The sequence below is a fragment of the Streptomyces sp. NPDC002935 genome, assembly GCF_040611295.1.
GTDB lineage: Bacteria > Actinomycetota > Actinomycetes > Streptomycetales > Streptomycetaceae > Streptomyces.
The window spans coordinates 107,514-122,930 of record NZ_JBEXNW010000005.1 but is presented as its reverse complement, the minus strand read 5'-3'; the positions used below and the strand labels follow the sequence as shown (position 1 = coordinate 122,930).

The following is a 15,417-nucleotide window of genomic DNA, read 5'->3' as shown; positions in this document are numbered from 1 at the left end:
TCGCGCATGACCGCCACGCTCCTGAAAGAGGCGAGCCCGCCGCCGGTCACCCTGGCCGACCGCCGGCGGCGGGCCCGGCGCCGCGGCCGGGTCGTCGCCCTCGCCTTCGTCCTCCCCGCCCTGCTCCTGCTCGGCGCGCTCGTCGTCTACCCCGTGCTGTTCTCCGTTGGCCGCAGCTTCTTCGACGCCTCCGGCACCCGGTTCGTGGGCGGTGACAACTACACCGAGATGTTCCGCGACCCCGCCACGATCAAGGCCGTCCGCAACACGGCGATCTGGGTGGTCGTCGCACCGACCCTGCTCACCGGCCTCGGCCTCGTCCTCGCCGTCCTCGTCGAAAAGGTGCGCTGGGCGACGGCGTTCAAGCTGCTGCTGTTCATGCCGATGGCGGTCTCCTTCCTCGCCGCGGGCATCATCTTCCGGCTCGCCTACGACGAGGACCCCGACAAGGGCGTGCTGAACGCCGCCGCGGTCTCCGTGCACGACGCCTTCACGGGAACCTCGACCTATCCGACCGCCCGCGCCCGCGACGGCCAGGGCCTCGCCAAGGGCGCCGACGGCTCGTACGGGACGACCGCCCCCACGTCGCCGGGCCACACCGTCGGCCTCGGCCTGGTCGGCGTACTCCCCGAGGACCTGCCGCAGGGCGCGCGGCCCGCGTACGCCGCCGCCCGGCGCCCGGCGGCGTCCGACGAACTGCGCGGTGTCGTCTACCTGGACTTCACCCGTGGCGGGGGAGGGGAGCAGGGCAAGGCCGACCGGAAGGAGAGCGGACTGCCCGAGATGACGGTCGAGGCGGTGCGGGACGGGCACGCGGTCGCGAGCACCACCACCGCGGCCGACGGCTCCTTCCGCTTCCGGGACCTCGGCCCGGGCCCGTACACCGTGCGGCTGCCCGCGTCGAACTTCGCCCCGCCGTACGACGGCGTGTCCTGGCTCGGACCCGCGCTCGTCACGCCGGCCGTCATCGGCGCCTACCTGTGGATCTGGACCGGCTTCGCCATGGTGCTCATCGGCGCGGGGCTCGCCGCGCTGCCGCGTGACGCGCTGGAGGCGGCCCGGATGGACGGGGCGAACGAGTGGCAGATCTTCCGCCGGATCACGGTCCCGCTGCTCGCACCGGTCCTGACCGTCGTCTTCGTGACCCTCGTCATCAACGTGATGAAGGTCTTCGACCTCGTCTACATCATCGCGCCGGGCCCGGTGCAGGAGGACGCCACCGTACTGGCCACCCAGATGTGGCTGGTGTCGTTCGGCGGAGGCAACAACCAGGGCCTCGGCAGCGCGCTCGGTGTCCTTCTCCTGCTCCTGGTGATCCCCGCCATGGTCTTCAACGTCCGCCGTTTCCGAGGGAGTCGATGATGAACGTGCTCAGGCGAGGGCTCGGCAGCAGCCTGGTGCAGGCGTTTCTCGTCGTCGTGGGCCTGGTGTGGCTCACCCCGCTCGCGGGTCTGTTCCTGTCCTCGCTGCGGTCGGCCCAGGACACCGCGAAGGGCGGCTGGTGGACCGCGCTGAAGAGCCCCGGGCAGCTGTCCTTCGACAACTACTCCGCCCTGCTGGGCAACGCGGGGATGACACAGGCGTTCTGGAACACCGTCCTGATCTCCGTCCCGGCGACCGTCCTCGTCGTCGTCATCGCCGCGCTCGCGGGATACGCCTTCGCCTGGCTGGACTTCCCGGGGCGCGACGCGATCTTCCTGCTGGTGGTCGCGCTGTTGGTGGTCCCGGTGCAGATCGGCCTGCTGCCGGTGGCCAAACTCTTCGGGCAGCTCGGGCTGTTCGGCACGATCCCCGGCGTCGTCCTCTTCCACGTCTCGTACGGCCTGCCGTTCGCGATCTTCCTGCTGCGCAACTACTTCGCGGAGATGCCGAAGGAGATGCTGGAGGCCGCGCGCATGGACGGGGGGAGCGAGTGGCGCATCTTCACCAGGCTGGTGCTCCCGGTGGGACGGCCGGCCATCGCAAGCCTCGCCATCTTCCAGTTCCTCTGGGTCTGGAACGACATGCTGGTCGCCCTCCTCTTCGCCGACAGTTCCGCACAGCCGCTGACGGTCGAACTCCAGTCGCAGATCCGGCAGTTCGGAAGCAACATCGATGTGCTGGCCCCGGGGGCGTTCCTGTCCCTGGTGGTCCCGGTGGCGGTCTTCTTCGCCTTCCAGCGGCACTTCGTCCAGGGGGTGATGGCGGGCTCTGTCAAGTGAACCGGGGGCGATCCCATACACCCCCACATCACATGTTCGAATTCTTCACAACAAACACATACCGTGTTGGTGATCTTCGGTGTGCCGGGAGATATGAGCTGATAGGGAGATACCTCCAGGGGGGCCTGTGAGGCCGCGACCCCTGTGCTGTGCTCAGGAGGTATTCACCGTATGCCCGATCAGTCCCGGACCGAGTCCGCTTCTGTCAGCGATCCCGGTCTCGACCGGCTGAAAGCCGTTCTCGACGGCTGGCGCAACTCCCTGCTGGACATGGGCGGGCGCAACCGGCTGCTGAACTTCCGGCACACCAGAACGGCGACCCTGGAGATCACCACGCCCTCCGCCGGCGTTCTCCTCTCCGATCTCGCCAAGGGCTGGGACTTCGCCTCCGTCGACGAGACGGCGGACGACGAGACGGCCGACGACGAGAGGTCGGGCGGCGAGAGGGCGGGCGACCGGCGGACGGGCGGCGAAGGAGCCGGGGCAGCCGGCCGACGGTCGCGGTCCGGGCTGGTCACGCAGAAGGCCACCCAGGCCTCGCTCGACAGCTCGCTGTACCAACTGCGCCAGAAGTCCGGCCAGATGTACAACGACTATGGCCTGTGGGTGCTCTGGCTCGGCGTCGGCATGCTCGACTGGCGTGAGGCGGACGCCCACGAGAGCAGCGCCGCTCCGCTGCTCCTCGTCCCGGTCGAACTGCGCAGGGACAGCAACCGGCGCTGTCGCCTCCATCTGGCGGACGACCAGGACCGTATCCACAACCCGGCGCTCGCCGTGAAGCTGGAGCGGCTCGGTGTGGACTGGAGCCCCGTCACCGCCACGGATGTCACGGACGTGCCCTCCGTGATCTCCGCCGCCCGCTCGGTCGCCGCCGGTCTGAAGGGCTGGTCGGTGGACGAGCGGGTGGTGCTCGGGCTGTTCGCCTCGCACCGGGAGGCCATGTACCAGGACCTCCAGCAGAACGAGGAGCAGGTCCTCGGCCATCCGCTGGTCCGGGCCGTCGCCCTCGGCCCCGACGCCGGCCTGTCCGATGACCTGATCGCCTTCGAACCGGCCGACCTGGACCGCATCGACGAGATCCAGCTGCCCGAGCGGACACCCCTGGTCCTCGACGCCGACGCCTCGCAGCGGCAGTGCATCGCCGCCGCCCTCGACCAGCGGTCGTTCGTGATGAGCGGCCCGCCCGGCACCGGCAAGAGCCAGACCATCACCAACATGATCGCCGCGCTCATGCACGCCGGGCGCAGCGTCCTGTTCGTCAGCGAGAAGGCGGCGGCGCTCGACGTCGTACGCAACCGGCTGCGCGGCGTGGGTCTCGGCGACTTCGTGATGGCGCTGCACAGCGGTGACACGAGCAAGAAGGCGGTGGCCACCGAACTCGCGCGGGTGCTGACCACCGAGGTCCGCGTCACCGGGGCCGCCGAACACGAACTGGAGCGGGCGCGCAAGCTGCGTGAGGAGCTGTCCGCCTACGCCGCCGCCATGAACGAAACCCGGGAACCGCTGACCCGCAGCCTGCACGACGTGCTCGGGCGCCTGGTCCTGCTGGAGCAGTCCGGCACTCCGAAGCTGCCGCTGTCCGCGGAGAACGCCAAGGCCGTCCGCGGCCTGACCGCCGGTGCTCTGCAGGAACTCGCCACCGCCTCCCGGACGATCGGCCGTGCCTGGCGTCCGGCCGTCGAGGGGGAGTCCTTCCCCTGGCGCGGACTGATCGGTGCCTCCGCACATCAGGTGGTCTCCGAGGCCGCGGACGCCCTGGACGCCCTCCTGACGGCGACCGGACGCCGCCCCTTCGCGGCGACGCAGGACGAACCCCGATCGGTGCGCGAGGTCCGGCAGGCCGTGCGCTCCCTGAGAGAGGGGCTCCCGGGCTCGGACGCCTCGCCGGACGCGGCGGCGCCGGTGGACGGAGGCCTCCCGGACGACGTATCGGCACAAGTGGCGCAGCTGGCCGACCTGTTCGGCCTGCCGAAGGCGGACCGTGCCGACGCGGCGTTCGCCCTCTGCGAGCTCGCCGACCTGACGACCGCCGAACACCGGCCGCCGCGCGGATGGTTCGACACCGACGTCCTGCGCCAGGCGCACACGGCGGCGCGGGAGCTGCGCCAGGCCCTGGACGCCGAGGCCGCGGCCCGGGCCACGGCCTCGGACGTCTTCGGCGAGCAGGTGCTCCGCTGCGCCGAACTGCCGGAACTCGTGGGCCGATTCGCCGCCAGGCACGGCGGTCTGATGGGGCGCTTCTCGGCCCAGTACAAGACCGACCGCGCCACCGTCACCGAGCTGACGCGCGGCGGCGTCTGGGACAAGTCGCTGCCGGGCCGGCTGGAGCAGGCGCTGGCGTGGCGCGATACCGCCGCCGAATCGGCCCGCCTGACCGACCGGCACGCCGCACTTCTCGGCCCGTACGTCCCGCGCACCCGGGAGGCACTGGCCGATCTCGACAGTGCGCTGTCCACGGCCGACCGCATCGATGTGCTGAGCAAGGACGCCGAACGCGACCTGCTCGCCGAGCGGCTCTGCCGCGACGCCGACACGGACCGCCTCCCGGCGCTGCTCGCCGAGAACGTCCGCCACTCGCTCGGCACCTGGTGCGGCACGGTCAGTGCTCGTACCGATCGCTGGACCCGTTCCGTCACCGCCCTGCTCGATCTGTTCGACACCGCCCGCCGGACTCAGCTCTCGCCGAGCCTGCTGGGCCCTTTCGACCAGGCCCACCGGTCGATCGAAGCCCTCCTCGGCGACGAGCAGGGCCCGGAGGTGTGGCACGCCTACGTCGACGGTCTCGCCGTCCTCGCCCGGCACGGTGCGGACGACCTCGTGGTCAGCGCGGCCGAGCGTGGTGTCGAACCCGGCCGACTCGCCGATGTCGTCGAGCAGGCGCTGCTGCGTGCCTGGGCCGACGGCATCCTCGCCACGGACGCGCGCCTGCGCAGTTCACGCTCCGACGACCTCGACGCGCGCGTGACCGACTTCCAGGAGGCCGACCGCCGTCTGATCACCGCCGCGGGCGGCGCCGTCATCGAGGCCTGCAACAAGCGGCGCCCCCGCCGCTTCGCCGGCGGAGCGGGAGCCGTCATCGTCCGGGAGGCGGAGAAGAAGACCCGCCACATGCCGGTACGGGAACTGCTCGGGCGGACCCGCGACGTCGTTCAGTCGATCAAGCCGTGCTTCATGATGAGTCCGCTGACCGTCAGTCAGTTCCTGCCGCCGGACTTCCACTTCGACGTGGTGGTGTTCGACGAGGCCTCCCAGGTCCGGCCCAGCGACGCGGTCAACTGCGTCTATCGGGGACGCACCCTCGTCGTGGCCGGTGACGACAAGCAGTTGCCGCCGACCTCGTTCTTCGACTCCTCGGTCGACGACGACTCCGACGAGTACGCGGAGGACGTCCCGGACTCCTTCGAATCCCTCCTGCATGCCTGCAAGGCCGGCGCCATGCGCGAACTGCCGCTGTGCTGGCACTACCGCAGCCGTCACGAGAACCTGATCACCTTCAGCAACCGTGAGTTCTACGGCAACTCGATGGTGACCTTCCCCGGAGCGCTGGACGAGGGCAACGACGTCGGCGTCGCCTTCCTCAAGGCCGACGGCGTCTACGACAGGGGTGGGCGTCGCGACAACCGCCTCGAAGCGGACTTCGTCGCCCGCCGCGTGCTCCACCACTTCGACACCCGCTCCGGCAGAACCCTCGGCGTCGTCGCGCTCTCCCAGGCCCAGGCCTCGGCGATCGACCAGGCCGTTCAGCAGGCCAGACTCGCGCGCCCGGACCTCGACCACTGCTTCACCGAGGACCGCCTCGACGGCTTCTTCGTCAAGAACCTGGAATCCGTCCAGGGCGACGAGCGCGATGTGATGATCATGTCTCTGGGCTACGGCCCCGATGAGCACGGCAAACTGGGCCTGAACTTCGGCCCCATCAACAAGGGCGGCGGCTGGCGCCGCCTCAACGTGGCGGTGACCCGCGCCCGCTACCGCATGGAAGTCGTCTCGTCCTTCAGGGGTACGAGCCTGCCCGACAGCCCCAACGAGAGCGTGCAGTACCTGAAGCGCTATCTCGAGTACGCCGAGAACGGGCCGTCCGTCCTCGCCCGCGACGTCGTCCAGGCGGACGCCGAGCCGGACAGCCCGTTCGAGGAGTCCGTTCTCGCCGTCCTGCGGGGCTGGGGCTACCGGGTCCAGCCGCAGGTCGGCGTCGCCGGCTACCGCGTCGACCTCGGTCTGCGCCACCCGCTACTGCCAGGTGCCTACGCGCTCGGCATCGAGTGCGACGGTGCCATGTACCACTCCTCCAAGGCGGCCCGGGACCGGGACCGGCTGCGTGAGCAGGTCCTGAACGGGCTCGGCTGGCGCCTCTACCGCATCTGGGGCACCGACTGGTACCGAGGGCGCGCGGCCGCGGAGCTGCGGTTGCGGGAGGCGGTCGAACACGCGATCGCCCAGGGTCCGCTCGCCGCGTCGGGCACGGTGACGGCCGCGCCGCCGTCGGCGTCCGGGGAACGGACACCTTCCGGGGAGCGGCCCGAACCGCAGGCACCGGTCTCCACGAACGGCACCGCGCAGCGGGTCGCCCTGCCCCTGCCGCGGACGCCCGGACCGGCGGAGCCGGAGTACGAACGCGTACCGGTCGACAGCGGCGTGGAACGCGAGTGGAGCACCCCGTACCGGACCGAACCGGTCGCACTGCGGCCGCGCCACGAACTGCACACGCCGGAGGCCCGGCCCACCCTGCGCAGACTGCTGGCCCAGGTCATCGAGGCCGAGGGGCCCATCCACGAGGACCTGTTGGTGCAGCGTGCCCGCGAGGCATGGGGCGTCGCCCGGGCGGGCAGCCGCATCCGGGACAACGTCCGGGAGGTGGCGCACACCCTGGTCCGCTCGGGTCTCGTCTCGATGGACGGAGCGTTCTTCGACACGGAGGGCCACGACGTGGTCAGGGCTCGGCATCCCGAGGACGGCGACACGGTCCGGAAGGTCGTGCACATCGCCCCCGCCGAGCGGTACGTGGCGCTCTGCGAGCTGGCCGCCGAGTGCCCTGGCATGTCCGAGGACGAGCTGATCAAGCAGGCCTGCGAGTTCTTCGGCTGGCGTCGCACGGGCAAGGACATCCGCGACTGCCTGGCGGCCGACATCGCGGAACTGCGCAGGCTGGGCCGACTGGAGGGCGGCCCGGACCGCGTCAGCTCGGCCCGCTGACCGGATCGGCCGTCCGGGGACGGACCGGACAGGGGCGGCAGGGTCAGGAAACCCTGCCGCCCCTGGTCGGGCGGAAGCCGGCGTTCAGGCGGAAGCCGGCGGATAGAGCGACCGCGGCAGTTGGGACGCCGCTGCCGCGTCCAGGAGCCACAGGGTGCGCGAGCGGCCCCGGGCACCGGCGGCCGGTGCCTGGATCTCGCCCGCGCCGGACAGGGCGATGGCGGCCGCCTGCGCCTTGTCCTCGCCGGCCGCCAGCAGCCACACCTCGCGGGCGGAGCGGATCGCGGGCAGGGTCAGCGAGATCCGGGTCGGCGGCGGCTTGGGCGCTCCGTGCACACCGACCACCGTCCGCTCCGTCTCCCGTACCGCGGGCAGCTCCGGGAACAGCGAGGCCACGTGGGTGTCCGGGCCGACGCCCAGCATCAGGACGTCGAAGGCGGGAACCGAGCCGTGGTTCTCCGGCCCGGCGGCCTTCGCGAGTTCCGCCGCGTACGCCTCCGCCGCCGCTTCCACGTCGGCGCCGTAGGGACCGTCGGACGCCGGCATCGGGTGCACCCGCGCCGGGTCCAGCGGCACCGCGTCGAGCAGTGCCGCGCGGGCCTGGGTGTCGTTGCGGTCGGGGTCGCCCTCGGGGAGGTACCGCTCGTCGCCCCACCACAGGTCGATGTGTGCCCAGTCGACCGCGTCCCGGGCGGGCGCGGACGCGAGCGCCGCGAGGAGCCCGTTGCCGTTGCGCCCGCCGGTGAGCACGATCGAGGCGTAGCCGCGCGAGGCCTGCGCGTCCACGATCTTCGTGATCAGCCGGGCCGCCGCGGCCTGGGCCATCAGTTCCTTGTCGCGGTGGACGACGAGCTGCGGAGTGTTCACTCGGCGGCCGCCCTGTCCGCGGCGGCCTTCTTGGCGAGCGCCTTCTCGGCCACCCCCGCGGGGGAGTCCTTGGCGGCCGGGGCCGTCTTCGTGGCGGTCGCGGTACCGCCCGAGGAAGCGGTCTCGGCGGCGGCTTCCGCCGCGCTCAGCCGGTCGACGCCGAAGCGCAGCGCCGAGGCGTAGGTGTCGTCCGGGTCGAGGCGGCGCAGCTCCTCCGCCATCAGCTCGGCCGTGTCGCGGCGCTTGAGCGCCACCGCACGGTCGGGCTGCCCCTGGATGGACAGCGTCGCGAGCGTGCCGTCGGCGCGGTCCAGGACGATCGGGCCGCAGCTCGTGTCCAGCCGCACCGCGGTGAGGCCGGGGCCCGAGGACAGCGAACGCTTGACGGGGACGTCCAGCCGGTCCGCGAGCCACATCGCGAGCAGCTCGCAGCTCGGGTTGAACTCCTCGCCCTCCACCTCGACCGCGTCCACGTCGCAGGTGACCTGGTCCAGGGCCGCGGCCAGCATCGAACGCCAGGGCGTGATGCGGGTCCACGACAGGTCCGTGTCGCCCGGAGTGTAGGCGTCGGCGCGGGCGTTGAGCTCCCGGACCGGGGCCTCGGCGGCGTAGGTGTCGGTCACCCGGCGCTGGCCGAGCGAGCCGAGCGGGTCCTTCGCCGGGTCGAGCGGCGCGTTCACCGGCCACCAGACGACGACGGGCGCGTCCGGCAGCAGCAGCGGCAGGACGACCGACTGGGCGTGGTTGATCACCTCGCCGTACAGGCGCAGCACCACCGTCTCACCGGTACCCGCCTCCGCCCCGAGCCGCACCTCGGCGTCGAGACGCGACTTCGTGCGGTCGCGGGGCGAGCGGGAGACACGCTTGATGACCACGAGGGTGCGCGAGGGATGCTCGCGCGAGGCCTCGTTGGCGGCCTTCAGGGAGTCGTAGGCGTTCTCCTCGTCGGTGACGATGACGAGGGTGAGTACCATGCCGACGGCGGGGGTGCCGATGGCGCGGCGGCCCTGCACGAGCGCCTTGTTGATCTTGCTGGCCGTGGTGTCCGTGAGATCGGTCTTCATGGGCGACGCCAGCTCCGTCCGTCTCGCTCGAGCATTTCGTCCGCCTCGACGGGACCCCAGGTGCCCGAGGGGTACTGCGCGGGCTTGCCGTGCTTGTCCCAGTACTGCTCGATCGGGTCGAGGATCTTCCAGGAGAGCTCGACCTCCTCGGTGCGCGGGAAGAGGTTCGAGTCACCGAGCAGCACGTCGAGGATCAGACGCTCGTACGCCTCCGGGCTCGACTCCGTGAAGGACTCGCCGTACGCGAAGTCCATCGAGACGTCCCGGATCTCCATGGAGGTCCCGGGCACCTTGGAGCCGAAGCGGACCGTGACACCCTCGTCGGGCTGGACGCGGAAGACGATCGCGTTCTGGCCCAGCTCCTCCGTCGCCGTGTGGTCGAAGGGGGAGTGCGGGGCGCGCTGGAAGACGACCGCGATCTCGGTGACACGGCGGCCCAGACGCTTGCCGGTCCGCAGATAGAACGGGACGCCCGCCCAGCGGCGGTTGTCCACCTCCACCTTGATCGCGGCGAACGTATCGGTCTTCGACTTGGGGTCGATGCCGTCTTCCTGGAGGTAGCCGGCGACCTTCTCGCCGCCCTGCCACCCCGACGCGTACTGGCCGCGGACCGTGCTCTTGCCCAGGTCCTTCGGCAGCCTGGTCGCGCCGAGCACCTTGGTCTTCTCCGCGGCGAGCGCGTCCGCGTCGAAGGAGGAGGGCTCCTCCATGGCGGTCAGCGCCATCAGCTGGAGCAGGTGGTTCTGGATGACGTCACGGGCGGCACCGATGCCGTCGTAGTAGCCGGCCCGGCCGCCGATACCGATGTCCTCGGCCATCGTGATCTGTACGTGGTCCACGAAGGACCGGTTCCAGATCGGCTCGAACATCGTGTTGGCGAAGCGCAGCGCCAGGATGTTCTGGACGGTCTCCTTGCCCAGGTAGTGGTCGATGCGGAACACCTGGTCCGGGGCGAAGACCTCGTGCACGATCGCGTTGAGCTCCTCGGCCGACGTGAGGTCGTGGCCGAAGGGCTTCTCGATGACCGCGCGGCGCCAGGAGCCGTTCGACTGGTCGGCCAGCTTGTGCTTCTTCAGCTGCTTGATGACCACCGGGAACGCGGACGGCGGCACGGACAGGTAGAAGGCGAAGTTGCCGCCCGTGCCCTGTGCCTTGTCCAGCTCGTCGATGGTGGCGCGCAGCCGCTCGAAGGAGTCGTCGTCGTCGAAGGTGCCCTGGACGAAACGCATGCCCTGGACGAGCTGCTGCCAGACCTCCTCGCGGAAGGGCGTGCGGGCATGCTCCTTGACGGCGTCGTGGACCTCCTGGGCGAAGTCCTCGTGGGCCCACTCGCGACGGGCGAAGCCGACGAGCGAGAAGCCCGGCGGCAGCAACCCCCGGTTGGCGAGGTCGTACACGGCGGGCATCAGCTTTTTACGTGACAAATCGCCCGTGACGCCGAAGATGACCAGGCCCGACGGCCCCGCGATACGCGGGAGCCGTCGGTCTGCGGGGTCACGCAGCGGGTTGCTGCTCGACAAGATTTCAGCCCTCCGAAGGGGCGAGGCGCTGGAGCTCCGCCTCGGTCGACTTGAGCAGGTCGTTCCAGGACGTCGCGAACTTCTCGACGCCTTCGTCCTCCAGGATCTGGACCACGTCGTCGTACGCGATCCCGAGCTTCTCGACGGCGTCGAGTTCGGCGCGGGACTGCTCGTACGTCCCGGCGATGGTGTTGCCGGTGATCTGCCCGTGGTCCTCGCTGGCCTCGAGCGTGGCCTCCGGCATGGTGTTCACGGTGTTCGGCGCGACCAGGTCGTCGACGTACAGCGTGTCCTTGTACGCCGGATCCTTGACGCCGGTCGAGGCCCACAGCGGACGCTGCTTGTTGGCCTGCGCCCGGTCGAGGGCGGCCCAGCGGTCGGAGGAGAAGACCTCCTCGTACGCCTCGTAGGCGAGCCGGGCGTTGGCGAGGCCCGCCTTGCCGCGGGCGGCCTTGGCCTCCGGGGTGCCCAGGGCGTCGAGCCGCTTGTCGATCTCGGTGTCCACGCGGGACACGAAGAAGGACGCCACCGAGTGGATCTTCGAGAGGTCCAGGCCGCGCTCCTTGGCCTTCTCCAGGCCGGTGAGGAAGGCGTCCATGACCGCGCGGTAGCGCTCGAGCGAGAAGATCAGCGTGACGTTGACGCTGATACCGAGGCCGATGACCTCGGCGATCGCCGGCAGACCCGCCTTGGTGGCCGGGATCTTGATGAGGGTGTTCGGGCGGTCCACCAGCCAGGCCAGCTGCTTGGCCTCGGCGATGGTCGCCGTGGTGTTGTGCGCCAGACGCGGGTCGACCTCGATCGACACCCGGCCGTCCTGGCCGCCGGTCGCGTCGAAGACGGGCCGCAGGATGTCGGCGGCGTCGCGGACGTCCGCCGTGGTGATCATGCGGATGGCCTCTTCGACCGTGACCTTGCGGGCGGCGAGTTCGGAGACCTGCTGCTCGTAACCGTCCCCGCTGCTGATCGCCTTCTGGAAGATCGACGGGTTGGTGGTGACGCCCACGACGTGCTGCTGGTCGATCATTTCGGCAAGGTTGCCGGACGTGATCCGCTTGCGCGACAGGTCGTCCAGCCAGATCGCGACGCCTTCCTCGGAGAGGCGCTTGAGTGCGTCTGTCATGGAAATTGCATCTCCTACGTGTCGTATGTCAGCGTCAGCTCTGGGCTGCGGCGATCGATTCCCGGGCGGCGTCGGCGACGTTCTCGGCAGTGAAACCGAATTCCCGGAAGAGCACCTTGCCGTCGGCCGAAGCACCGAAGTGCTCCAGCGAAACAATGCGTCCGGCGTCCCCGACGAATCGGTGCCAGGTGAGACCGATACCGGCCTCGACCGAGACGCGGGCCTTCACCGACGGCGGCAGGACGCTGTCCCGGTACCCCTGGTCCTGCTCGTCGAACCACTCCACGCACGGCATGGACACGACCCGGGTGGGGATGCCCGCGGCCTGGAGCTGCTCGCGCGCCTCGACGGCCACGTGCACCTCGGAGCCGGTGCCGATGAGGATGACCTCGGGCGAGCCGCCCTCGGCCTCGAACAGCACGTAACCGCCCTTGGCGGCGTCCTCGTTCGCCTCGTACGTCGGCACGCCCTGACGGGTCAGCGCGAGACCGTGCGGGGCGCCCTTGCCGAACACCTTGGTGTAGCGCTTGAGGATCTGGCGCCAGGCGATCGCCGTCTCGTTGGCGTCCGCGGGACGGACGACGTTGAGGCCGGGGATGGCGCGCAGCGAGGCGAGGTGCTCGACCGGCTGGTGCGTCGGGCCGTCCTCGCCGAGGCCGATCGAGTCGTGCGTCCAGACGTACGTCACCGGCAGGTGCATCAGGGCCGACAGGCGGACCGAGTTGCGCATGTAGTCGGAGAACACCAGGAAGGTGCCGCCGTAGATACGCGTGTTGCCGTGCAGCGCGATGCCGTTCATCTCCGCGGCCATGGAGTGCTCGCGGATGCCGAAGTGGATCGTGCGGCCGTACGGGTCCGCCTCCGGCAGCGGGTTGTCCGCCGGGAGGAAGGAGGACGTCTTGTCGATCGTGGTGTTGTTCGAGCCGGCCAGGTCGGCGGAGCCGCCCCACAGCTCGGGGATGACCGCGCCGAGGGCCTGCAGCACCTTGCCGGACGCGGCACGGGTGGCGACACCCTTGCCCGCCTCGAAGAGCGGGAGCTTCTGCTCCCAGCCGGCCGGCAGCTCGGTCGCGGCGATGCGGTCGTACTCGGCGGCGCGCTCCGGGTTGGCGGTGCGCCAGGCGGCGTAGCCCTTCTCCCACTCGGCCTTGGCCTGGGTACCCCGGTCCAGGGCCTGGCGGGTGTGGGCCAGCACCTCGGCGGCGACGTCGAAGGACTTCTCCGGGTCGAAGCCGAGAACGCGCTTGGTGGCCGCGACCTCGTCGTCGCCGAGCGCCGAGCCGTGCGCGGCCTCGGTGTTCTGCGCGTTCGGGGCGGGCCAGGCGATGATCGAGCGCATCGCGATGAACGACGGCTTGTCCGTCACCTTCTTCGCGGCCTCGATGGCGTTGTAGATGGCGTGCGGGTCGAGGTCGCCGTCCGGCTTCGGGGCGACGCGCTGCACATGCCAGCCGTAGGCCTCGTAGCGCTTGACCGTGTCCTCGGAGACCGCGGTCTCGGTGTCGCCCTCGATCGAGATGTGGTTGTCGTCCCACAGCAGCACGAGGTTGCCGAGCTTCTGGTGCCCGGCCATGGAGGAGGCCTCCGCGGAGATGCCCTCCTGGAGGCAGCCGTCACCGGCGACCGCGTAGATGAAGTGGTCGAACGGGGACTCGCCCTGCGGCGCGTCCGGGTCGAACAGGCCGCGCTCGTAGCGGGCGGCCATCGCCATGCCCACCGCGTTGGCGACACCCTGGCCGAGCGGACCGGTCGTGGTCTCGACGCCCGGGGTGTGACCGTACTCGGGGTGACCGGGGGTCCTGCTGCCCCAGGTCCGGAAGGACTCGAGGTCCTCCAGCTCCAGGCCGAACCCGGCCAGGTAGAGCTGGGTGTAGAGGGTCAGGGAAGAATGGCCGGCGGACAGCACGAAGCGGTCGCGTCCAACCCAGTCGGTGTCCGCCGGGTCGTGCCGCATCACCTTCTGGAAGAGGGTGTAGGCAGCGGGCGCCAGGCTCATGGCCGTACCGGGATGGCCGTTGCCGACCTTCTGTACGGCATCGGCGGCCAGGACGCGGGCGGTGTCCACGGCCCGCTGGTCCAACTCGGTCCACTCGAGGTCTGTTGTGGTCGGCTTGGTGCTCACCCTGGGTCAGGGCTCCTCTCCACATGTCACACATGTCGAATTGCCGGTGCACTGGGCGCCCCGGCCGTTGTCGAGCCTACCCCCGTAAGTACGTGCGTTTTTTCGAGTCATTCCAGACTGCCGGGACTCATCGGGATCCGCCTCCCGACTGGGCCGTTCCGTGTTCGACACGTGAATACGGAGCCGCTCGTCCGAGTGCTCAATCGAGTGTCGATCAGCTCTTCCAGCGGCACCGCTCAACACGAGCCCACCCCCGCGAATGCCGGGGTCTGGGCAACGTCTACAGTGGCGTGGTACGCGCGAGCTTTACGGGGAATTCACACCCGGGGCTTGCTGGGATGTCTCTGTCAGGGGTGTGCGTGACGGCCGTCGAATCCCGTCCAGCCGGTGTGCTCGGGACGAGCAGCAGCCGGGGTCAGCGGCCATTCGGGGCCCGTGTCAAGGCGTTCGTGGCGCTGACCAAGCCGCGGATCATCGAACTGCTGCTGATCACCACCGTTCCGGTGATGTTCCTGGCCGAGCAGGGCGTCCCCGACCTGAAGCTGGTCCTCCTCACCTGCCTCGGCGGCTACCTGTCCGCGGGCGGCGCCAACGCGCTGAACATGTACATCGACCGCGACATCGACGCCCTCATGGAGCGCACCTCGCAGCGCCCGCTGGTCACCGGCATGGTCAGCCCCCGGGAGTGCCTCGCCTTCGGCATCACCCTGGCCGTCGTGTCGACCCTGCTGTTCGGACTCGCCGTCAACTGGCTGTCCGCCTGGCTGTCGCTCGGAGCGCTCCTCTTCTACGTCGTCGTCTACACGATGATCCTCAAACGCCGTACCTCGCAGAACATCGTGTGGGGCGGCATCGCCGGATGTCTGCCCGTCCTCATCGGCTGGTCGGCCGTCACGAACTCCCTGTCGTGGGCGCCGGTCATCCTCTTCCTCGTCATGTTCTTCTGGACGCCGCCGCACTACTGGCCGCTGTCCATGAAGGTGCGGGACGACTACGCGCGCGTGGGCGTGCCGATGCTGCCGGTCGTCGCGAGCAACAAGGTGGTCGCCCGCCAGATCGTCATCTACAGCTGGGTGATGGTCGCGGTCTCGCTGCTCCTCACCCCGCTCGGCTACACGGGCTGGTTCTACACCGCGGTCGCGCTCGGCGCGGGCGGGTTCTGGCTGTGGGAGGCGCACGGCCTGCAGAACCGCGCCAAGGCCGAGGTGACGGGCGGCAAGCTCAAGGAGATGCGGCTGTTCCACTGGTCGATCACCTATGTGTCGATCCTTTTCGTGGCCGTTGCGGTGGACCCCTTCCTCCGCTAGCCGTGCCCCGGCCTTCCCGA

9 protein-coding genes are annotated in these 15,417 nt (G+C 70.3%); 4 read left to right on the top strand and 5 right to left on the bottom strand.

Annotated elements, in window-relative coordinates; translation table 11 throughout:
- The first annotated feature begins 6 nt into the window (after positions 1–6).
- From ABZX90_RS08245 to ABZX90_RS08235, 3 genes are all read left to right on the top strand, one after another.
- The gene (locus ABZX90_RS08245; protein ID WP_351129377.1) at positions 7–1,362 is read left to right on the top strand and encodes an ABC transporter permease subunit; all 1,356 of its coding nucleotides are present in this window, start codon (positions 7–9) and stop codon (positions 1,360–1,362) included.
- Positions 1,362–2,201 (top strand): carbohydrate ABC transporter permease, encoded by an 840-nt coding sequence (locus tag ABZX90_RS08240; RefSeq protein WP_351129379.1) that lies wholly within the window; start codon positions 1,362–1,364, stop codon positions 2,199–2,201. Before ABZX90_RS08245 ends, ABZX90_RS08240 begins: the two co-directional genes overlap by 1 nt.
- 171 nt (positions 2,202–2,372) lie before the next feature.
- Positions 2,373–7,394 carry a DUF3320 domain-containing protein gene (locus tag ABZX90_RS08235; protein ID WP_355202545.1) on the top strand — a complete coding sequence of 1,674 codons (5,022 nt, stop codon included), beginning with the start codon at positions 2,373–2,375 and terminating at the stop codon, positions 7,392–7,394.
- An 84-nt stretch (positions 7,395–7,478) separates the two neighbouring features.
- Here ABZX90_RS08235 and pgl read toward each other — a convergent pair whose 3' ends face one another.
- Genes pgl through tkt form a run of 5 tightly spaced genes read right to left on the bottom strand, consistent with a single transcriptional unit; the run spans position 7,479 to position 14,090 of the window.
- Positions 7,479–8,261: a 6-phosphogluconolactonase gene (gene pgl / locus ABZX90_RS08230; RefSeq protein WP_355202542.1), complete on the bottom strand. Its 783-nt coding sequence runs from the start codon at positions 8,259–8,261 to the stop codon at positions 7,479–7,481.
- Positions 8,258–9,325, bottom strand: a complete 1,068-nt coding sequence (gene opcA / locus ABZX90_RS08225; protein WP_351129385.1) for a glucose-6-phosphate dehydrogenase assembly protein OpcA — start codon at positions 9,323–9,325, stop codon at positions 8,258–8,260. Before opcA ends, pgl begins: the two co-directional genes overlap by 4 nt.
- Positions 9,322–10,848 carry a glucose-6-phosphate dehydrogenase gene (gene zwf / locus ABZX90_RS08220; RefSeq protein WP_351129514.1) on the bottom strand — a complete coding sequence of 509 codons (1,527 nt, stop codon included), beginning with the start codon at positions 10,846–10,848 and terminating at the stop codon, positions 9,322–9,324. Before zwf ends, opcA begins: the two co-directional genes overlap by 4 nt.
- A 1-nt stretch (position 10,849) precedes the next feature.
- Positions 10,850–11,968, bottom strand: a complete 1,119-nt coding sequence (tal, locus tag ABZX90_RS08215) for a transaldolase (RefSeq protein WP_355202539.1) — start codon at positions 11,966–11,968, stop codon at positions 10,850–10,852.
- A 34-nt stretch (positions 11,969–12,002) separates the two neighbouring features.
- Positions 12,003–14,090 (bottom strand): transketolase, encoded by a 2,088-nt coding sequence (gene tkt / locus ABZX90_RS08210; RefSeq protein WP_351129390.1) that lies wholly within the window; start codon positions 14,088–14,090, stop codon positions 12,003–12,005.
- A 353-nt stretch (positions 14,091–14,443) separates the two neighbouring features.
- Between tkt and ABZX90_RS08205 the strand changes: the two genes are divergently transcribed.
- On the top strand, positions 14,444–15,397 hold the full coding sequence (locus tag ABZX90_RS08205) for a heme o synthase (RefSeq protein ID WP_351129516.1): 954 nt from the start codon (positions 14,444–14,446) through the stop codon (positions 15,395–15,397).
- Positions 15,398–15,417 lie beyond the last annotated feature (20 nt).

Excerpts from the sequence above, each read along its gene's own strand:
- ABZX90_RS08245 (WP_351129377.1), top strand. The coding sequence starts at position 7 with ATGACCGCCACGCTCCTGAAAGAGGCGAGCCCGCCGCCGGTCACCCTG.
- ABZX90_RS08240 (WP_351129379.1), top strand. The coding sequence starts at position 1,362 with ATGAACGTGCTCAGGCGAGGGCTCGGCAGCAGCCTGGTGCAGGCGTTT.
- tal (WP_355202539.1), bottom strand. The coding sequence starts at position 11,968 with ATGACAGACGCACTCAAGCGCCTCTCCGAGGAAGGCGTCGCGATCTGG.
- ABZX90_RS08235 (WP_355202545.1), top strand. The coding sequence starts at position 2,373 with ATGCCCGATCAGTCCCGGACCGAGTCCGCTTCTGTCAGCGATCCCGGT.
- opcA (WP_351129385.1), bottom strand. The coding sequence starts at position 9,325 with ATGAAGACCGATCTCACGGACACCACGGCCAGCAAGATCAACAAGGCG.